Consider the following 19,808-nt stretch of genomic DNA (forward strand, 5'->3'; position numbering starts at 1 on the left):
GTTGTGCGTATCGGGGGTCAGCGGTCAGCCCTTGACGGCGCCCTCGCCCACCCCGCGGAAGAAGTACCTCTGGAGGCAGGCGAAGAGGGCGATCAGCGGTGCCACGGCGATGATCGTGCCCGCGGCGACGAGCCGTTCGTCGTTGGCGAAGGTGCCGTGCAGATAGTTGAGGCCGATGGTGAGGGTGAACTTCGAGGGATCGCTGAGCACGATGAGCGGCCACAGGAAGTCGTCCCAGGCGCCCATGAAGGCGAAGATCGCGACGACGGCGAGGGTGCCCTTCACCGAGGGCAGCGCGATCCGCAGGAACCGCTGCCAGGCGTTGGCTCCGTCGACGAAGGCCGCCTCCTCGATCTCGTACGGCAGGTTGAGGAAGGCGTTGCGCATCAGCAGGACGTTCATCGCACCGATGCAGCCGGGCAGCACGACCCCGATGAGTGTGTTGTTCAGACCGAGCTCACGCATGGTGGTGAACTGGGCGATGATGATGCCCTCGACGGGGACCAGCATCGCGAGGATGAAGACGAGGGTGGCCACGCGCCGGCCTCGGTAGCGCAGCCGGGCCAGGGCGTAGCCCGCGAGGGCCGAACCGACGCAGTTCGTGACGACGTTGGCGCCCGCGACCTTGAGTGAGTTGAGGGCGTAGTCCCAGACGGGGATGGTGTCGGCGACCCGCTGGTAGTTGTGCAGGGTCGGGTCGCCGGGCAGCAACTTGGGCGGGGAGCTGAAGATGTCCTCGGTCGGGCCCTTGAGCGAGGTGGACAGCTGCCACAGGAACGGACCGACGGTGAGCGCCAGAACGACGAGCAACAGCAGGTAGCGCAGGGCGAGTTCCCAGCCCCGGATGCGGCGGCCGTGCTCGTCGGTGACACGGCGGCGACGGGGCCCGCGCCCGGCCGGCGGACGCCGCTCGACGGGACGTGCCTTCTCCAGCACGCTCACGCGTCCTCCTTCCGGCGCGCTCACGCGTCCTCCCTCCGGTCGGCGCGCAGCACGAGCAGCATCAGCGCGACGGTGACGACGAAGACGACGACCGAGATGGCGGAGGCGTATCCGACCCGGCCGGTGAGTCCGGTGCCGGTGCGCTGGACGAGCATGACGAGGGTGGTGTCCTCGCCCGCGGGGCCGCCGTCCGGGCCCGCCATCAGGTACACCTCGGAGAACACCTTGAAGGCGGCGACCGAGGAGAGCGCGCCGACCAGCACCATGGTGGAGCGGACGGCGGGCACGGTGACGGTGAGGAAGCGGCGGATTGCGCCCGCGCCGTCCACCGAGGCGGCCTCGTGCAGTTCGCGCGGCACATTGGCGAGCGCGGCCAGATAAATGATCATGTAGTAGCCGAGCCCCTTCCAGACCGTGACGGCCATGGCGCTCAGCAGGAGCAGCCACTGGTCGCTGAGGAAGCCGACCCTGCCGACGCCGATCGCCTCCAACAGCGAGTTCACCAGGCCGCGTTCGTCCAGGAGCCACACCCAGATCAGACCGACCACGACGATCGACGCGACGACCGGGGTGTAGAAGGCCGACCGGAAGAAGGTGATGCCGGGGATGTTCTTCTGGACCAGCAGTGCGAGCAGCAGCGGCAGCAGGACGAGCGCGGGAACGACCCCGAGGACGTACAGCGTGCTGTTGCGCAGCCCGATCCAGAACATGTCGTCGTGCAGCAGCTCCCGGAAGTTGGCGAGGCCCACGAACCTGCCCGGGATCAGGGTCCGCCGGTCGGTGAAGGCGTTGATCAGCGTGGAGACGAAGGGATACAGGATGAAGGTGCCCACGACCACGAGCCCGGGCGCCGCGAACAGCCAGGGGCTGGTGGGCAGATGGCGCCGTACCCGCAGGGGCCCCCGTGCCTTCGCGACCGTGGAGGAACTCGCCATGTCCGCTCAGCCCTGCTGCTTGAGCAAGGTGTCGCAGGCCTTGACAGCGTTGTCAAGAGCCGTCTCGGGGCTCTCCTTGCCCTGGAGCGCCTTGGCGACCTCGTTGCGCAGTGCGGTCTTCATCTGTTCGCTGAAGAGGACCGGGGTGTAATTGACCGCGTTCTTCAGCGACTTGGCGGCGGCGATCCGCACCCGCGTCTCGTCGGTGCCGTCCTCCTTGGTGAAGTACGGGTCGTCGAGCGAGCCGGCGGTGCTCGGGAAGATGGCGACCTTCTTGGCGAACGACATCTGGTTCTGCGCGTCGGTGACGAAGTGCGCGAAGGCGACGGCCGCCGGGGTGTGCTTGGTGCGGGAGTTGACCATCACGCCCATGACGTACATGTTCACCTTGCCGGTGCTGGTGATCTGGTCCGTGATGCCGATGTTCTTGTAGAGGTTCGGCGCCTGCTTCTTGAAGTTGCCGAGGTCCAGGGCGCTGCCCGGGTTCATGGCGACGGCCCCGGTGAGGAACTTCTTGCCGGAGGACTCCGGGGTGGCGGTCAGCGCCTGTGGGTCGAGCGCCTTGGCGTCGTACAACTCCTTGTACTTGGTGAGGAGTTCGACCCCCTTGGTGTCGTCGAAGGCGAAGGCGGTGCCTTCCTTGTTCATCAGCTCGACGCCGTAGCGGCCGAAGTCCTCGACGGTGGGCACATTGGCGAGCGTGGCGACCTTGCCGTCGCTCTTGCTCGCCAGCTGCAGGGCGTCGGCGAAGAGTTCGTCGTACGTCGTCGGTGGCTTGGAGGCGTCGAGTCCCGCCTCCTTGAAGAGCGACTTGTTGTAGAAGAGCGGGCCGGTGTTGAGATACCAGGGGAAGGCGTACGTCCCGGTCATGCCCGGTATCTGGTGGCCGGCCCAGGCGCCGTCCAGGTATTCCTTCTTGTACTGGGCCGCCGCCTTGTCGAGATCGAGGGCGAGGCCCGCCTTGGCGAGCGGCGCGACCAGGTCGGGCGAGACATTGACGACGTCGGGCAGGGTGCCGCCCGCCGCGTCCGCGCTGATCTTGTCGGCGTACCCCTCGGCGGGCTGGTCGATCCACTTCACATGGGTGCCGGGGTACTTCTTCTCGAAGTCGGCGACCACGCCCTCGAAGTACGACTTGAAGTTGGCCCTCAGGTTCCAGGTCTGGAAGGTGATGTCGCCCTCGACCTTGCCGGACGCGTCCGTCGAACCGCCGCCGTCGTCCCCGGAGCCGCAGGCGCTCAGCGGCAGGACCAGGGCGACGGCCGCGGCGGCGGCGAGACTTCTGCGGGAGATGCGCACGGATGAGGCTCCTCTGCGGCGGGGGAACGGTGCCGGGGCAGACCTTGCTGCCAACTCCACTGCCAAGTCAATGGATTTGGTCGAGCTAAATTCATTAGTGACACAACGTGCCTGGTCACAGCGGATCTCAAGCCTCTTGCCAACGATCACTAATGCGCTTTAGATTGCATCAGCTCAAGCGCATTAGTACACCAGCTCAGGAGAACGGGGAACGAGGTTGTCAGCCAAGCGGTCACCCGCGCGCCGGCCGACGATGAAGGACATCGCACAGCGCGCCGGGGTCTCCGAGAGCGCGGTCTCCTTCGCGCTCAACGACCGGCCCGGGGTCTCCGAGATCACCCGTGACCGGGTCCGCCGTGTCGCCGAACAGCTCGGCTGGCGGCCGAGTACGGCGGCCCGCCAGCTGTCCGGCGAAGGCGCGGCCACGGTGGGGCTGGTCGTGGCCCGCCCCGCCGACACGCTGGGCGTGGACTCGTTCTTCCTGCAGCTGATCTCCGGCATCCAGGAGGTGCTGGCCGAGCGTCACCTCGGTCTGCTCTTCCAGGTGGTGGAGGACGTGGCCGACGAGTGCGCGGTCTACCGGCGCTGGTGGGCCGAGCACCGCGTCGACGGTGTGCTGGTCGTCGACCCGCGGACCGACGACCCGCGTCCCGACCTGCTCGAAGAGCTGGGCCTGCCCGCCGTGGTGATCGGCGGCGTGCCGGACGCGCGGCACCCCGGGATGTCCACCGTCTGGGCGGACGACGCGGGCGCGATGGCCTCGGTCGTGGACGAGCTGTACGCGCGGGGCCACCGCCGGATCGTGCACATCGCGGGCCTGCCGGGGCTCGCCCACACCGAGCGACGTATCCGCACCCTGCGCGCGGAGGCCGAACGCCGGGGTCTGACCGAGGTGCGCTCGGTCCCCACGGACTACTCGGACGCCGAGGGCGCCGCCGTCACCCGCCGCGTCCTGGAGAGCGGCACCCCGCCGACCGCGCTGGTCTACGACAACGACGTGATGGCCGTCGCGGGTGTGGCAGCGGCGACGGAGCTGGGCTTCTCCGTCCCGGGCGACGTCTCGGTCGTCGCCTGGGAGGACTCCGCCCTGTGCCGGATGGTCAGGCCGTGGCTGTCCGCGCTCTCCCGCGACACCGTGCAGTTCGGCCGCACGGCCGCACAGCAACTCATGGCGCTGCTGGACGGCGGCCCGGCGCGGACGGTGCAGGTGCCGGTGCCGCGGCTGATCGAGCGGGAGAGCACGGGGCCCTGCGGGGCTTGAGAGGGCGAGGCGTGGGCGCGGAGCCGGAGACAGTGTGCGTGGCCGGGGGTGGACGCCGTGCGGGGCGTCCACCCCCGTCCGTGTCAGATCTGCGAGCGATAGAAGCCGAACTCCGCGATCCGCACGGTCTGCCGTGACCGGGTCACCCGAAGGCGCCAGCGACGGGCCCGTACCGGCGCCGGGAGCAGCAGAATCCGGCTCGCTCCGATCGTGCCCGCCCCGGCCACCCGACTCCAGGCGCCCCCTGCGTACACCTCGACCACGAAGCTCTCCACCTGCTGGCCGTATCCGATGTCCTCCGCGAGCCGTATCCGGTCCACCTCGCGCTCCGTGCCGAGGTCGACGGTGAAGACGCCCGGCGAGGAGCCGACCACGGCCCCGCGCCCCAGGTCCTCCGGCAGCTCCCGGTCGACCCGCTCCCGGAACTCCCGCAGCCGGGTCACGTCGGCGGCCGGCAGCAAGCCCTGTGTGTCGGGCGGGATGTTGAGCAGCAGGACCGAGTTGCGGCCGACGGACCGGAAGTAGATGTCGGTCAACTCGTCGACGCTCTTGGGCTGTTGCTCGGCGTGGTAGAACCAGCCGTCCCGGATGGACACATCGCACTCGGCGGGCCACCACTGCAGGTAGTCGGCCACCGGGCGGGCCGCGACGAGCGCGGCGCGGCTGCCCTCGTCGGGTGCGTCGTAGGCGAGCGCGTAGTCCGTCCGGCCGTAGTCCTTCTCCGTGACGGGTACGACGCTCCACTCGTCCTCGCGGGCGAGGCCGCCCTCGTTGCCGACCCAGCGCACATCGGGTCCGGACACGGCGATGGAGGCGTCCGGTGCGAGGGCCCGGACCAGCGCGTACCAGCTGTCCCAGTCGTACTTCTCCACCTTGTCCGGCGGGATGCGCCCCTGCGCTCCGTCGAACCACACCTCGTCGACGGGCCCGTACTCGGTGAGCACCTCGTAGAGCTGGTTGAGCATGTGGGCGCCGTAGTCGGTGGCGTCCAGGGTGAAGGCCGACGCGCCGGTGCCGGTACGGTCGTCGCCGTCGACGAGCGTCGGGATCGTGCGCTGCGAGCGCGCGCTGCCGTTGGCGTACACGCCGTGCAGATACTGGTTCTCGTCGGCCGGTGAAATGTAGACGCCGACCTTGAGCCCGTGGCTGCGCATGGAGTCGGCGAAGGACCGCAGCACGTCGCCCAGGCCGTCGCGCCAACTGCTGGACGCCACCGAGTGATCGGTGTAGCGCGACGGGTACAGCACGAAGCCGTCGTGGTGCTTGACGGTGAGGATGGCGAGTTCGAAGCCGCCGTCGCGCAGGGCGCGTGCCCATTGGTCGGTGTCGAGCCCCACCGGCTGGAAGACGTTCGGGTCCTCGTCGCCGGTCCCCCACTCCAGGCCGGTGAAGGTGTTCACGCCGAAGTGCAGGAAGGCGGTGCGCCCGAGGCTCTGCCAGGCGATCTGCCGTGCGGTGGGGCGGACCTGGGAGGCCTTGCGGACCAGGTCGTCCTCGGTGTCGGAGGGGCCGACCGGGATGCGGGAGAGGGGCTCGGCGGGGGCTGCGAGGGCCACGGACGTGCCGGTGGAGGCGACGAGGGCGGCGGATGCCAGGACGAAGAGGCGTCTGGAGACGGCCATGGGTGGGGGCTCCTCGGGTCAGTGGACGGTCAACTGCCAGTCGGTCGGCTGCTCCTGATCCGGCGGGTACTGCAGGAGGCGGCCGTCGTCCGTCACGTGCACCGCCATCCGCGTGATCGCGTTGACGAGCCGGTGTCCGCCGTCGGGCACCGGCTCCAGCTCCCAGCGCTGCAAGGTGTTCGCGCCGGCGCACGGCGATGCGGTCACCTCGACGCCGGGGTCCAGGGGCACGTTCAGCGTGAGCTTTCCGCCGCTCACCTCCAGACAGGCGCCGCTCGCGGTGGACCGCAGGGTCACATAGCCGTCCGGGGTCCGCGTGACCTGGAGCTCGGCGGTCGCGGCGCCACCGCGGAAGGTGTACGTCCCCTCGGGCACCGCCACCCGGGTCAGGTCCTGCCATCCGGGCGCGTGCCCCACCGCCGCGGCACGCGCGGTGAACTCGGCGTACGTCGGGTCGGGGTGCGCCGAGCCCCAGGTGACCTGGGCGATGTGCCGCAGGGCCGGGTCCATGGCCGTCGCGACCTCGTTCTCGGTCTCCCCGCGGCCGTTGTCCGGCCAGAGGCTGATCTTCGCCCCGGTGACGCCGGCGCGCGAGGCGAGCTTCTCGCCCTCGAAGCTGCGCGGGTCCCAGCTCTGGTCGTACAGCGCCTTCGTGTCGGTGTGGAAGCCGCCGCGGACGAGGTAGAGGGAGTAGGCGGCGTTCATCAACGGGTGGCCCTGAGCGATGAGTTGGCTCGGTTTCGTCGTCACGTTCAGCCAGTGCTCGACCGTCGTACCGGCCGCGACCGGCACGGTGTTGGCCCCGGTGAGACCGTCGTTCCAGATGCGCAGCTTCTTGCCCTTGCCCGCCGCGTAGGCCTGGACGCGGTTGACGAAGTCGATGAAGGCGTCCTGCGGGGTGGCGTTCGCGCCGTACTTGGCCCGCGCGTAGGCGAGGATCTGCGGGTACCTGGCGAAGTCGGAACCGAGCATGTACTCGTCGGCGCCCATGTGCCAGGACCCGGCCTTGAACACCTGCGCGTACTCGTCGATCAGGCTCGTGTAGTAGGTGAACGCCGCGTCCTGTGTGATGTCGAGCCGGGCGGGCTGCCTGGCGCCGGCCGCGTCGGTGAGCTGGAGGTCCGGGCGGTTCTGGATCCACGGGTCCATGTGGCCGGGCGAGTTGATCTCGGGGATGATCTCCACGTGGTACTTCTCGCCGAGGGCCACGAGCCGGCGTATCTCGTCCTTGGTGTAGTAGCCCCAGGTGTTGGCCTCGGGGTGGGTGTCGCTCTTGACCTTCAGTTCGAGCAGCAGCTGGTTGAGCTTGTGGTACGCCATGTCGCGTACGAGGTTCTCCAGCCAGGCCGTCGAGATGTGCACGTAGCAGGCGCAGACGCCGACGCCCCGTTCCCTGTACTGGGGCACGTCGACCGTGCGCCCGGCGGGGACGCGGTCGCTCCGGGCGAGGAGTTGGAGGAGGGTCCGGGTGCCGTAGAAGGCGCCCGTGCCGGTCGCGCCGGTCAGCGACAGGCGGTTGCCCGCGCGCAGTTCGTATCCCTCCGTACCGAGGTTCGACGACGCCGGTTCGACGCCGATCACGATGTCCCCGGTGCGCGCGCCCTCCGGTACGACGGGCACCGTGCCGTGGCCCGCGGCGCGCAGATCGTCCGCGAGCGTGTCCGCGACCTCACGTGCCGCATCGTCCCGCGCGACGATGCGTGAGTCAGGGCCGAAGACGTAACTTCCCTGCTCGGCGGTCCAGTTGGAGAGAGCGGGGACCGTCGTGGGCGGCACCGCCGCCGCCCCTGTCCGTGCCACCGCCGGTACGGGCACCGCGAGCAGCAGCAGAGCCGCCACGACACCGGTCAGCCGGATCCACCGGCCACGAAGGTCAGTCATGCCACTCCACCTTGAACACCCATACGTACTCACCCGAGTTGCGCGCCGCCTGCGGCACGTCGATCACCAGCGACCCGCCGCGCACCCGCCAGGTCAGCGGCCGGTCGTGACCGAGCAGGGTGACCTTGTCCCCGCCGCGGATCGGCACCGGTGCCTCGACGGTCAGGGTGGCGCCGGGTGCGGCCAGCGAGTGGATGTAGAACGCCTCGTTCTGCCGGACGGTGAAGCGCAGGTCCGCGCCGAGCTGCGCCATGCGCGACCAGTACGTCGTGCCGTAGATCGCCTCGCCGTTGGTCCTCAGCCACCGGCCGGTCTCCCGCAGCCGGGTCTGCATGATCTCCGGGATGGTGCCGTCGGCGCGCGGCCCGATGTCCAGCAGGAAGTTGCCGTTCTTCGACACGATGTCGACCAGGCTCCGCACGACCTCCTCGGCGGTCATGTACGCGGCGTCGGGTGTCGCCCGGTTGTAGCCGTAGCTGAAGGGGTCGAGCCCCCGGCTGGACTCCCACTTCGCGACGACCGTGTTCTCGTACGTCGTGTACTCGGGGGTCGTGAAGTCGTGGAAGCCGATGCCCGAGCGGTTGTTGACGGTCACCTCGTACGGCTTCGGCCGGTTCTTGCCGTGGTTGAAGTACTCGGCGAGCACCTGGAGGCTGTCGTTCGCGCCGCCGATGTCGCACCAGATGAGGGACGGGTCGTAGCCGTGGATCAGCTCCAGCATCTGCGGGCCCTGATAGTCCTTCACATAGTCCTTTCCGGGCGTGTAACCGGTGTACGGCAGCGGCTCCAGGGTGTACGGATTGCGCGGGGCGTGGCCCATCCACGGGTTGTCCGGGTTGAACCACTCGGGCATCGAGAAGTACAGGCCGCGGTGCAGCTCCGGTGTGTACTTCCTTGAGGCGTCGAAGAGTTCGCGGACCAGATCGCGCTTCGGGCCCATCTTCACGGCGTTGCGGTCGGCGACCTTGGTGTCCCACAGGGCGAAGCCCTCGTGGTGCTTGGAGGTGAGGACGTGGTACTGGGCTCCCGCGTCCCGGAAGAGTTCCACCCAGGCCCGCGGGTCGAACTTCTCGGCCGTGAACATCGGGATGAAGTCGTCGTAGGCGAAGTTCTCGCCGTAGGTGTCACGGTGGTAGGCGTGGACCGCGTTGTCCGGGCTCTGCAGGTGGTTCCAGTACCACTCGGCGTACTGCTTGCCGACCGGCGACCACGCGGGCACCGAGTAGACGCCCCAGTGGATGAAGATGCCGAACTTGGCGCGGTGGAACCAGTACGGGGCCTGGTGGCCGGCGAGGGACTCCTCGGTGGGCCGGTAGTCGGGGACACCGAGGGTCAGCGTGCGGCCGCCGGAGGCGATGCGCCGCCCGCGTCCGCCGACGATCACCTGCCCGTCCCGCACGGTGCCGGGCGCCGTACCGACGCGGTTGCGGATGCCGATGCGGACCCGCGCCTGTTCGCCGGGGTCGAGGCGGGTCACCCGCGCGGCTTCGACGGTACGGGCGCCGGGCACCTCGACGCCGACCGACACCCGGTCGGCGGCGAGGACGGCGACCGTGCCCGCGTTGACGACCGTGGCCTCCACGCTCTGGGCACCGCTCGACTCCAGCAGGGAGAAGGTGGAGTGTGCGTCCCGCAGGGCCAACGCCCTTCCCTGGGCGGCTGGTTGGAGGGAGAGGGCGAAGAGGTGCAGGGAGGCCCTGCCCGCCTCGGCGGGGTTGGTGGTCGGCAGGGTGAGGGCGACCGCCTCGCGCTGGGGGTCGATCCAGACCTCGGCCGTGCCGATCCCCACGCCGTGCTCGTCCTTCGTGCCGTCCGGTCGATAGCGGTACGGGGCCGACAGCGACCCGCCCGTCGCGTACCAGTCCGCGCCGCCGAGCCCGGCGGTGGTCGTCGAGCCGTCGGCGTAGTGCACGGTGGCCGCACCGGAGGCGTCGCCGTAGCTGCCTGCGGTGAGGAAGTGGGCCGACAGATAGCGGCCCCGGGGCAGGTCGAGGCGCTGGCCGAGCGCGACAACGTTGTTCCGGGTGCCCGCGGCGGAGGCCGGGAAGAGGAAGGCGATGCCGTCCACCTCGACGGGGCCCGCCGGGAGCTCCTCGCCGGGGAACGTGTAGCCCGAGCCGTCGAAGTCGCCACCGGGGGCGGCCGCGGTGTCGATGCCGTCGTTGTCGACGTAGGCGTCGAGCGGTACGGGAATCGGGTCGGGGACGGCGACCCACGGGTGTTCGGACAGCGCCTCGGCCCCGGATCGCGCTTCGGCCGTGGCCCCGAGGGGAAGTGTGGCGGCGACGGCGACTCCGGCCGCGGCCCCCAGAACCTGACGTCTTGGATACGTACTCATGAGCGGCTCCAATTCATCGGACGTCTGATGATGGAACCGGTGACGGTGACTGTCAACGAGGCCTGAAAAGGCGGAAGTTGCCTGAGTGATCCGATGACCAGCCACTTCGCATGGACGACCCGACGGGCGCCGTGCGAAAAGTCCAAGAACCCCGGACCGAATGTTCAAGCGCGACGGCTCTCGACGCGGCACCCCGTCCCCGGGCACAGTGCTCCTCGTACTCACCAGTAATCCCATGCCCCCGAGGAGCACCCGTGACCAACTGGGCCGGCCGGACCGCCGCCGAGATCGCCGCGGCCGTACGCGAGAAGCAGGTCACGCCCCACGAGGTGGTGGCCGAACACCTCGCGCGGATCGAGCGGCTCGACGCACGTGTCGGCGCCTTCCGGGTCCTGCGGGCCCGGGCGGCGCTCGCCGAGGCCGACGAGCTGGCCGAGCGCGCCGACCTGGCCGAACTCCCCCTCGCGGGGGTGCCCGTGGCGGTCAAGGACAACCTCCCGGTGCGCGGCGAGTCGAACCGCAACGGTTCCGCCGCGACCCCGGACACCCCCGCCGACCACGACCACGTCACCGTGGCGCGACTGCGCGCCGCGGGCGCCGTGGTCGTGGGCCTGACCAACGTGCCCGAGCTCTGCGTCTTCGGCACCACCGAGGGCGTGCACGGCACCGCCCGCAACCCCTGGGACACCTCGCGCACGGCGGGCGGCTCCTCGGGCGGCAGCGCGGCCGCGGTGGCCGCCGGGATGGTGCCGCTCGCGCTGGGCAACGACGGGATGGGCTCGCTGCGCATCCCGGCAGCCAACTGCGGCCTCATCGGTCTGAAGCCGGGCCACGGCGTGATCCCGGCGGGCATCGGCCACGGCGACTGGTTCGGCATGTCGGAGAACGGGCCGCTCGCGACCACCGTCGAGGACGCGCGAACCATGTTCGCGGTGCTGTCCGGCACCGGGGCGATACGCCCCTCGGGGAGCCTCGTCCGCACCGTGGCCGTCTCCGTGCGCAGCCCCCTGGCCGGAGTGACCATCGGCCGCCCGTACGCGACGGCGGCCCGGGAGGCGGCCGAGCTGCTCGCCGACGCGGGCCACCAGGTACGGCCCGCCGACCCGCCGTACCCGCTCTGGCTGGGCACCACCTCGCTCGCCCACTGGACGGCGGGCACCGCGGTGGACGCCGAGGGCCTGGACGTACGCCGGCTCGCCCGGCGCACCCGGGTGCACGCCGCCGTGGGGCGCCGCTTCGTCTCCGGGGTGCGCACGGGCAAGCGCCGGGAGCAGCTGCGCGAGCGCCTGGAGCCGTTCTTCGCGGAGCACGACGTGCTGCTCACCCCGGCGCTGGCCCGGCGGGGTCCGGCCGCCGGGCCCTGGCACGAGCGGGGCTGGCTGCGCAACGTCCTGGCCAACACGAACCACTCACCGCTGACTCCGCCCTGGAACCTCCTCGGGTGGCCCGCCATGGCGGTGCCGTTCGGCACGCTGCCGAGCGGCGCCCCCGGCGCCGTACAACTGGTCGGCCGGCCCGGTTCCGAGCTCGAACTGCTCGAACTGGCGGGCCAGTTGGAGGAGCTGCGACCATGGCGGCGGACGGCGCCGCTGGACTAGCGGACGTCCATCTCGTCCTGCGGAGGGGAGGTGCGCCGCCCCGTGCGAGTGGTGCATCTCGGGGCAGGGTCGTAGCGTCGATAGAGGAGACAACCGCCACCCGAAGAGGACAGCCGGTCGACACCTGCCGCACGGCGGGACCCGGCACCGACGGGCGGACCGGGCGCGGGGGCCAGTGGATCCGCGACGGGCGGCGGGCTGGGAGACGACATGCCAAGACGTACAGTCAGGGCGACGGTCACGTTCTGTGCCACTGCGTCGCTCGCAGCACTCATGGGAGCTTCCCCCGCCACCCCGGCGGCGTCACCGCCGTCCTCGCACTCCGCGCAACAGCTGCCGGGGCAGGTCCGGCAGCCCGTGATCGTCGACTGCTTCTGGCAGCCGCACATACGCCCCGCCGATTTCCTGCTCGCCTGCGGTGACGGCAACAGCCGCCTCGCCTCGCTCCGCTGGTCGTACTGGGGCCCGAACTCCGCCATGGCCACGGGCATCAACGTGGTGAACGACTGCAAGCCGTACTGCGCCAAGGGCACGTTCCACGCATACCAGGTCACCGTGTGGCTCGACAACCCGCGGCCCTGGAAGAAGGACCCCCAACTGCCGCACTACACCCGGATGAGCCTCGTCTACACCGACCTCAGGCCGGCCGGATACGAGCGAACAGCCAACTATCCGCTGTGGAACTGACCCCGCCGAGACCGTCGACTCCACCGAGGCCGAGGCCGAGGCGAAAGCCGAGGCCGGAAAAAGCCGGAGCCGCGGCCGGTCGTCGGCCGCGGCTTCTCCACTCGGCAGGGGCGCGAGTCCGGCGCGCCCCTGCCGTCAGCGATCGCGAGGGTGTCCCGCGGAGGGTCGCTCAGTCCACGCTGGGCAGGATGTGAGGCTCGGCGAGGTCGTCCTCGTAACCCGCGAGGCGGATCGGAGCGGACCTGGCCCAGACGTCGAGGCTGCCGAGGGTCTCCTCGGGCCGGCCGCCCGAGCGCTCCGTGCGTTCCTTGGGGCGTTGATCGCTATTCGTCTTCTCCGGTGTCACCGCGCACTCCTTATGTGTCGGGTCACCCTCGGGATGTACAGCGCCAGTCTGCTTCCGGTCGCTTTACGTCCCCTCGGGTATGAGTCGAAGGCAGTTAAGGACGCGGTGGCGCCGGTAACTCGTGCGAGAGCAAGCCGTGATGACCGGCTTGTCCCGGGACGGACCGTGGGGTGTGGGTGGAGCCCCTACGGGCTGTCCGTCCGATACAGGGTAACCAAATGAGCGGGGGCCCGCTCGATGGGGCTGATAACAAGAGGTAACTGTCTTGAGTCGATCAGCGTCCACCAGACCCCGATCTGTGACTATTTGGTGACATATAGCCTATTCACACCACCGTTTCGGCGCAGCACCCACCCCTGGAGGCACCTCAGATCTTTACGGAAGTTTGGCGCGCCCGAAGTCGCTGCCACATCAGGGCGACGCCATATCAATACCCCCTAGGGGTACAGTCGCACCGTGCGCCGGAGAAGGCCGACAGGGAGAGAGCGAAGCCGATGCACGCGATCCTGCACGCGCTGTCCATCACCGGGTCGATGACCTGGGAAATCACCTGGGCACTGATCCTGGGCTTCGGCCTCTCCGCCGTCGTCCAGGCCGTGGTGCGCCGCGCGACGATCATCCGGCTGCTCGGTGACGACCGGCCGCGGACGCTCGCCCTCGCCGCCGGGCTCGGCGCGGCTTCCTCGTCCTGCTCGTACGCGGCCGTCGCCCTCGCGCGCTCACTGTTCCGCAAGGGCGCGAACTTCACCGCGGCGATGGCGTTCGAGATCGCCTCGACCAATCTCGTGATCGAACTCGGCGTGATCCTCGCCCTGTTGATGGGCTGGCAGTTCACCGCCGCCGAGTTCCTCGGCGGCCCGATCATGATCGTACTGCTGGCGGTGCTCTTCCGGATCTTCCTGCGCGAGCGGCTCCTGAGGGAGGCCCGGGAGCAGGCGGAGCGCGGGCTGGCCGGATCCATGGAGGGGCATGCCGCGATGGACATGTCGGTCCGGCGGGAGGGCTCGTTCGCACGGCGGCTGTTCTCGCGCGAGGGCTTCACCTCAGTCGCACACGTGTTCGTCATGGAGTGGGCGGCGATCCTGCGCGATCTGGTGATCGGCCTGCTGATCGCGGGCGCGATCGCGGCCTGGGTGCCCGACACGTTCTGGCAGTCCCTCTTCCTGGACGGCCATCCGCTCGCCGCCAAGCTGATCGGTCCCCTGGTCGGTCCGCTCGTGGCGATCGCCTCGTTCGTCTGCTCCATCGGGAATGTGCCGCTGGCCGTCGTGCTGTGGAAGGGCGGCATCAGCTTCGGCGGTGTGGTCGCGTTCATCTTCGCCGATCTGCTGATCCTGCCGATCCTCAACATCTACCGGAAGTACTACGGCCTGCGGACGACCGGCTTCCTTCTGGTCACCTTCTACGCCTCCATGGTGCTCGCGGGTTACGCGGTGGAGTTCCTCTTCGGCGGCCTCGGACTCATCCCCGACCAGGCCGACGCGGAGATCCCCATGGAAGGCGTCTCCTGGAACTACACGACCTGGCTCAACATCGCCTTCCTGCTGCTCGCGGCGGCGCTGGTGTGGCGGTTCCTGCGCACGGGCGGTCCCGCGATGCTGCGGATGATGGGAGGGGCTCCCGAGGCCGAAGGGCACCACCACGGGATGCCGGGGGAACAGGGGGAACAGGGGCACCGGCACTCGGCACCGGAGGCGGACGGGCACCATCACGGTCACCATTGAACACGGGGCGCAGTTCAAGTGCCGTTGGCCGATTCGCAAGCCGGCCATGATCTGCTTGCGCCCGGCAACGGCTTTTTCCCGCGGGAGGACTCGGGAGGACTGACGCATGGAGCTGCGCAGCGTCGAAGAGCTGATGGATCTGCTGCACGCCTGCCGGGGCGCCAAGGGCACCCCGAGCCACTGCGGCGGCCGCATCGATCTGTACGACCACGCCCTGCAGACCGCCGCCCTGCTGCGCCGAAGTCGTCCCGCGGACAAGGAACTCCAGGTGGCCGGCCTGGTCCACGCCACCGGGCATCTGCTGCGGACCGGCGACGAGGCCGGACCCGCCGGGCTCGCGGCCGACCTGGTACGGCCGCTGCTCGGCGAACGGGTCGCCCGGCTCGTCCACCTGCACGCCGGCGGATGGGCGGACCCCGCCGACGCCGACGACGTACAGACCCTGCGCCAGGCGGACGAAGCCGGCACGCTCGCCGGATTCGACGCCGGGGTCCTGGAGGACTGGCGCACGCTGCTCGAACTGGTGGCGGCGCAGCACTCCCGCCTGGGGGCCGTCGACTGACAGCCCGACATGGCTGTCACTCCCCCGGGTGACCCCGCTGGCGCGGACACACTCGTGGCCGCTTGCTGGACCGAGAGGCGAATCGGGACAGAGAGCGAGCGTCGATGGAGCCGAACGACAAGCGGCTGCGGACGCCGCGGGCCGCCGGTGTGGCGGGGGCGGTGTTCGCGGTACTGCTGGGGACGGCCATCGTGCTGGTGCGGATCGCCATCCCCGCGGGAGACGCCGCCGACGCGGCGGTCGACCCGGACCAGCGCTGGGCGGTGCGGCTGGCCCTGGAGATCCTCCCGTTCACGGGAATCTTCTTCCTGTGGTTCGTAGGCGCGCTGCGCGCCCAGGTCGGCCACGCCGAGGACCGATTCGTCGCCACCGTCTTCCTGGGCAGTGGAGTCGTGTTCGTGGCCACCATGTTCGGAGCCGGCGCCGCCGCGGGCACCGTGCTGCACGGGACTCCGCCTTCGAGCTTCGGCCGCCACTTCGCGTACACGCTGATGACCACATACGCACTGCGGATGGCGGCGGTGTTCGTCCTCACGACCTCGACCATCGGGCACCGCCTCGGCGTCTTCCCCCGTCCGCTCGCCGCCTTCGGGTATCTCGTGGGGCTGGTCCTGCTCGTCGTGGGGTCCTCGATGCCCTGGTCCGAACTGGTCTTTCCGGTCTGGGCGCTGGTCGTCAGCGTCCACATGCTCCGCGTCGGCCTGCGCGCCCCGGCGAGCGGCTGAACGCTCGCTCGCGCATGCTGGAAGGCGGGGCGCGAAGGGGGCCATGGAAGGGCTGGTCCTCGGGTGAGGCCTGTCGTCGATCTCAACCGCTGCCAGGGATACGCGCAGGTGTCATGGTCACCGGCCTGGACGGCGACGCCGCGGGGCGCGCCAAGGTCACGCACCACGCCCGTACGGAGCTGGGCATGTATCTGGCCGGGCTCATCGAGGAACGCCGCAAGAAGCCCGGCGACGACATGCTGTCCCAGCTGTCCCACCGTGCAGGGGCCGGACGGTGTCATGACGACGATGGAGGTCCTGAGCACCGCGTCGCTCCTGCTGATCGCCGGCCATGAGACGACGGTCGACCTCATCACCAACGGCATGCTGCCCCTGCTGCGCAACCCCGATGTCCTCGGCTTCGGCAGCGGCATCCACAGCTGCTTCGGCGCGCCCCTGGCCCGCCCGGAGGCACAGCTCGCGCTGAGCGAACCGGCCCGCAGGCCGGAGAACCCCCGGCTGCTGGAGGACCCGCCCCCCTACCGCCAGAACGCGGTCCTGCGCGGCCCTCGCCATCTGCCGATCGCCTGCGAGGGCATCCGTCCTTGAGCCCGAAGAGCCCGAAGAGCCCGAGGGCCTACCACTTGCCGGGCGCGTAGTCCTTCATGAAGACGCCGTACAGGTCCTCGCCCTGCTCACCGCGCACGACCGGGTCGTACACACGGGCCGCACCGTCGATCAGGTCCAGCGGGGCGTGGAAACCCGCGTCGGCGAGGCGCATCTTGTCGGGGTGCGGGCGCTCGTCGGTGATCCAGCCGGTGTCGACGGCGGTCATCAGGATGCGGTCCTTCTCGAACATCTCCTGGGCGCTGGTGCGCGTGAGCATGTTCAGGGCGGCCTTGGCCATGTTGGTGTGCGGGTGCCCCGCGCCCTTGTAACCGCGGTTGAAGACGCCCTCCATGGCGGAGACGTTCACGATGTACGTGCGGTTGGCCCCGGAGGCCGCCATCGCCGCGCGCAGCCGGCTGATCAGGATGAAGGGAGCCGTCGAGTTGCAGAGCTGGACCTCCAGCAGCTCGACCGGGGTGACCTCCTCGACGGACTGGATCCAGCTGTTGGTGTCGTGCAGGTCGGGCACGAGCCCGCCCGCGTCGATGGCCGTACCGGCCGCGATCCGCTCCAGGGAGGCCGAGCCGGACACCAGTGCCAGGTCGGTGACGTCCTGTGCGGTCAGCGCGCCGCCCCCGGCGACCGGAAGCGCGGCCACGGCGCCGGAGCCGAAGGTGCCGATCACCTCGGCGGGCGGCAGCTCACCGGCGGGCAGCGGGCCCGACTCGGCGGCGAGCAGCTCGCTGTAGGCGCCCGGGGAACGGCGTACGGTCTGGGCCGCGTTGTTGATCAGGATGTCGAGCGGGCCCTCGGCGGCGACCGAGTCGGCCAGGGCCACGACCTGCGCCGGGTCGCGCAGGTCGATGCCGACGATCTTCAGTCGGCCGATCCACTCGTCGCTGTCGGGCATGGCCTTGAAGCGGCGGATCGCGTCGTTCGGGAAGCGCGTGGTGATGGTGGTGTGCGCACCGTCGCGCAGCAGCCTGAGCGCGATGTACATGCCGATCTTGGCGCGTCCGCCGGTGAGCAGCGCGCGCTTGCCGGTGAGGTCGGCGCGGGCTTCACGGCGGGCGCGGTTCTCGGCGGCGCAGTCCTGGCAGAGCTGGTGGTAGAAGTAGTCGACCTCGGTGTACCGCTTCTTGCAGATGTAGCAGGAGCGCGGGCGCTGGAGTATCCCGGCGATCTCGCCCGCGTCGGTGACGGACGAGGGCAGGATGCCCTCGGTCTCGTCGTCGATGCGCTGGGCGGAGCCGGTGGCGGTGGACTCGGTGACGGCCTTGTCGTGGGCGGTCTTGGCGGCCCGGCGCTCCTGGCGGCGGCGCTGCTTGACCGTGCGGTAGACGCCCGCGGTGGCGCGGCGCACGGCGATGGCGTCCGGGTGGTCGACCTCGATCCTGTCGAGTTCGTCGAGCACGCTGAGGCAGACGGCCAGCCGCTCCGCGTCGATGCCCGGCCCGTACGAGACCTCTGCCCCGTCCACGGCTTCCCCGTCCACGGCTTCCCCGGCCACGGCGGAAGTCGCCCGGTCGTCCTGCGCCGTGTCCACGGCGAGAGCCGCCTGGCCGTCCTCTGTCACCGTCATCGCGTGTGCCGTTCCTCGGGTCTCGCGCCGCGCTCGAACCGCGCTCGCTTTCGAAGGCGGAATTTTACGGAGCAAGGGGGCAAGGCGCCAAACCCGCGAAGATCACCGGACCCACCGGGCCCTCTCCGGGACCGTGGGACGGCGACTCCTGAAACCGCGGGCGATGACACTCGGCCACGAATGGTCACCCACGGCCACGGACGGTGACCCACGGACCGCGGGCGACGGCTCACGGTCCGCAGGCGATGATCAGCGTCTCCACCTCCTCGGAGAGCAGGCGGGCCAGCCGGTTGAGGTCCGGCACGGCCTGCGCGTCGGCGAGGAGCCCGTAGTGGACCCGCCCGCGGTACGTCGACACGGCCACCGACAGTGCCTGGCCGCGGGCCAGCGGGGCGAGCGGGTAGACCTCGGCGAGCGGGCAGCCGCCGAGCTTCAGGCCGAGGCTGGGCAGCGGCACGCTGGTGACCAGGATGTCGAAGAGCAGCCGGGCCGCCTGGCCGACGACGGGACCGCCGAGGCGGTGGCCGAGCGGCGGCACATGGTCGGCGAGCAGGGCGACGGCGCCCGCTCCCCGGTTGGGACCCGCGTCCTTGTTGGCGTCCATCGCCGTGCGCACCGAGCGGAGCCGGCCGAGCGGGTCCGGGTCGTCGACGGGAAGCCGTATCAGGTAACCGGAGAGCCGGTTGCCCTGTGGGTGCGCGGTGCGCGGGCGGCGCCTGGAGACGGGGATCAGGGCGCGGGGCGCGACCCCCTCGCTGCCGTCGCCGCGCTCGTCGAGCCAGTTGCGCAGGGCGCCCGCGACGACGGCGATCAGCACGTCGTTGACGGTGCCTCCGACGCTCTTGCGGACACGGTGCACATCGTCCAGTTCGAGGGCCACGCCCGCGATCCGGCGGGTACCGGTGGGCTGCGAGGTGAGGGCGGGCGAGGAGCGGGCACCCAGGGCGGCGCGGGCGACGGAGCTGCCGATGTCGAGGGCGCGGCCCAGGTCGGAGAGGGTGCCGCGGACCAGGTCGGGCAGTTTGCGGATGTCCGGGAGGAGACCCCGGGGCGGCTGCGCGGGGCGCGGGCGGGGCTCGGGCATGTCCATCGGATCCATGATGGCGGCGGCCAGCATCAGCGCCCGCAGGCCGTCGGCCAGCGCGTGGTGGAACTTGAAGAGCACGGCGAAGGAGGTGCCGTCCTCGCCGGGCAGCACATGCGCCTCCCACGGCGGCCGACCGCGCCGCAGCGGCCGTTCCATGAGCCGTCCCGCGGCGGCGGGGAAGTCCGCGGTCGGCGCGTGCAGCCGGACGTGGTCGAGGGGCTCGAAGTCGGGCGCGGGCTCCCGGGCCGCGCTCCCGAAGTGGGGCGGAAAGGCGAGCGGCTGCCAGACGTCACGGATCCGCATGCGCAGCCCGGGCACCCCGACGGCGCGGGCCGCGAGCAGGTCGGCGGCGTGCGCGCCGGCGGTGGGCGAGTGCGCGGTGAAGACACCGAGGGCGCCGAGGTGCATCGGGTGCTGGGCGGACTCGATGTTCCAGAACGCCAGGTCGAGTGGTGCGAGGAGGTCAGGAGTCAAAGGCTTGCTCTCGCGTCGACGACAGGGTGAGCAAGCAGTCAAACCCCGGCAGGCGATTACGGTCAAGTACGATCAAGCTACGCTCAGTTAATAGCAGATTAAGTCCCGCCCCCTATGGCAGGGGCGGGACACAAGGGACAGCTGAGGTCGGATCAGG

15 protein-coding genes and 1 pseudogene are annotated in these 19,808 nt (G+C 70.4%); 7 read left to right on the forward strand and 9 right to left on the reverse strand.

The genetic code is table 11. From position 1 onward, the window contains the following. Nucleotides 1-24: 24 nt before the first annotated feature. From RV986_RS06885 to RV986_RS06895, 3 genes are read right to left on the reverse strand one after another with little or no spacing between them, the layout of a single operon-like run. On the reverse strand, nucleotides 25-942 hold the full coding sequence (locus RV986_RS06885; RefSeq protein WP_475916535.1) for a carbohydrate ABC transporter permease: 918 nt from the start codon (nucleotides 940-942) through the stop codon (nucleotides 25-27). Between the two features lie 20 nt (nucleotides 943-962). After that, nucleotides 963-1,877, reverse strand: coding sequence for a carbohydrate ABC transporter permease (locus RV986_RS06890; protein WP_475916536.1), 915 nt, complete (start codon nucleotides 1,875-1,877; stop codon nucleotides 963-965). Nucleotides 1,878-1,883: 6 nt separating this feature from the next. Beyond that, nucleotides 1,884-3,176 carry an ABC transporter substrate-binding protein gene (locus RV986_RS06895; protein ID WP_475916537.1) on the reverse strand — a complete coding sequence of 431 codons (1,293 nt, stop codon included), beginning with the start codon at nucleotides 3,174-3,176 and terminating at the stop codon, nucleotides 1,884-1,886. Nucleotides 3,177-3,393: 217 nt separating this feature from the next. On the opposite strand from RV986_RS06895, the gene RV986_RS06900 reads away from it, so the two are divergent. Beyond that, complete coding sequence (locus tag RV986_RS06900; RefSeq protein ID WP_475916538.1) at nucleotides 3,394-4,437, forward strand: LacI family DNA-binding transcriptional regulator; 1,044 nt, start codon at nucleotides 3,394-3,396, stop codon at nucleotides 4,435-4,437. Nucleotides 4,438-4,520: 83 nt separating this feature from the next. Here RV986_RS06900 and RV986_RS06905 read toward each other — a convergent pair whose 3' ends face one another. Genes RV986_RS06905 through RV986_RS06915 form a run of 3 tightly spaced genes read right to left on the reverse strand, consistent with a single transcriptional unit; the run spans nucleotide 4,521 to nucleotide 10,278 of the window. Beyond that, nucleotides 4,521-6,059 (reverse strand): alpha-L-fucosidase, encoded by a 1,539-nt coding sequence (locus tag RV986_RS06905; protein ID WP_475916539.1) that lies wholly within the window; start codon nucleotides 6,057-6,059, stop codon nucleotides 4,521-4,523. Between the two features lie 18 nt (nucleotides 6,060-6,077). Further along, nucleotides 6,078-7,940, reverse strand: coding sequence for a family 20 glycosylhydrolase (locus RV986_RS06910; RefSeq protein WP_475916540.1), 1,863 nt, complete (start codon nucleotides 7,938-7,940; stop codon nucleotides 6,078-6,080). After that, nucleotides 7,933-10,278 carry an alpha-L-fucosidase gene (locus tag RV986_RS06915; protein ID WP_475916541.1) on the reverse strand — a complete coding sequence of 782 codons (2,346 nt, stop codon included), beginning with the start codon at nucleotides 10,276-10,278 and terminating at the stop codon, nucleotides 7,933-7,935. The genes RV986_RS06910 and RV986_RS06915 overlap by 8 nt, the downstream gene beginning before the upstream one ends. 254 nt (nucleotides 10,279-10,532) lie before the next feature. Here RV986_RS06915 and RV986_RS06920 point away from each other — a divergent pair, with 254 nt between their 5' ends. Then, nucleotides 10,533-11,876 carry an amidase gene (locus RV986_RS06920; RefSeq protein WP_475916542.1) on the forward strand — a complete coding sequence of 448 codons (1,344 nt, stop codon included), beginning with the start codon at nucleotides 10,533-10,535 and terminating at the stop codon, nucleotides 11,874-11,876. Nucleotides 11,877-12,149: 273 nt separating this feature from the next. Further along, nucleotides 12,150-12,563, forward strand: a complete 414-nt coding sequence (locus RV986_RS06925) for a hypothetical protein (protein ID WP_475916543.1) — start codon at nucleotides 12,150-12,152, stop codon at nucleotides 12,561-12,563. A 169-nt stretch (nucleotides 12,564-12,732) separates the two neighbouring features. Here RV986_RS06925 and RV986_RS06930 read toward each other — a convergent pair whose 3' ends face one another. Beyond that, the gene (locus RV986_RS06930; protein ID WP_475916544.1) at nucleotides 12,733-12,909 is read right to left on the reverse strand and encodes a hypothetical protein; all 177 of its coding nucleotides are present in this window, start codon (nucleotides 12,907-12,909) and stop codon (nucleotides 12,733-12,735) included. A 494-nt stretch (nucleotides 12,910-13,403) separates the two neighbouring features. On the opposite strand from RV986_RS06930, the gene RV986_RS06935 reads away from it, so the two are divergent. From RV986_RS06935 to RV986_RS06950, 4 genes and pseudogenes are all read left to right on the forward strand, one after another. Beyond that, a complete protein-coding gene (locus RV986_RS06935; RefSeq protein WP_475916545.1) occupies nucleotides 13,404-14,633 on the forward strand; it encodes a permease in 1,230 nt (409 codons plus the stop codon). 106 nt (nucleotides 14,634-14,739) lie between these two features. Beyond that, nucleotides 14,740-15,195: a hypothetical protein gene (locus RV986_RS06940; RefSeq protein ID WP_475916546.1), complete on the forward strand. Its 456-nt coding sequence runs from the start codon at nucleotides 14,740-14,742 to the stop codon at nucleotides 15,193-15,195. Nucleotides 15,196-15,299: 104 nt separating this feature from the next. After that, nucleotides 15,300-15,920, forward strand: a complete 621-nt coding sequence (locus RV986_RS06945; RefSeq protein ID WP_475916547.1) for a hypothetical protein — start codon at nucleotides 15,300-15,302, stop codon at nucleotides 15,918-15,920. Between the two features lie 128 nt (nucleotides 15,921-16,048). Continuing rightward, nucleotides 16,049-16,508: pseudogene (locus tag RV986_RS06950) on the forward strand (cytochrome P450 family protein); the annotation flags it as partial. Between the two features lie 28 nt (nucleotides 16,509-16,536). Here the strand turns inward: RV986_RS06950 and RV986_RS06955 are convergent. Then, a complete protein-coding gene (locus RV986_RS06955; protein ID WP_475916548.1) occupies nucleotides 16,537-18,090 on the reverse strand; it encodes an SDR family NAD(P)-dependent oxidoreductase in 1,554 nt (517 codons plus the stop codon). A 229-nt stretch (nucleotides 18,091-18,319) separates the two neighbouring features. Next, nucleotides 18,320-19,651: a wax ester/triacylglycerol synthase family O-acyltransferase gene (locus tag RV986_RS06960; RefSeq protein ID WP_475916549.1), complete on the reverse strand. Its 1,332-nt coding sequence runs from the start codon at nucleotides 19,649-19,651 to the stop codon at nucleotides 18,320-18,322. Nucleotides 19,652-19,808: the final 157 nt, after the last annotated feature.

The organism is Streptomyces sp. RLA012, assembly GCF_056270325.1.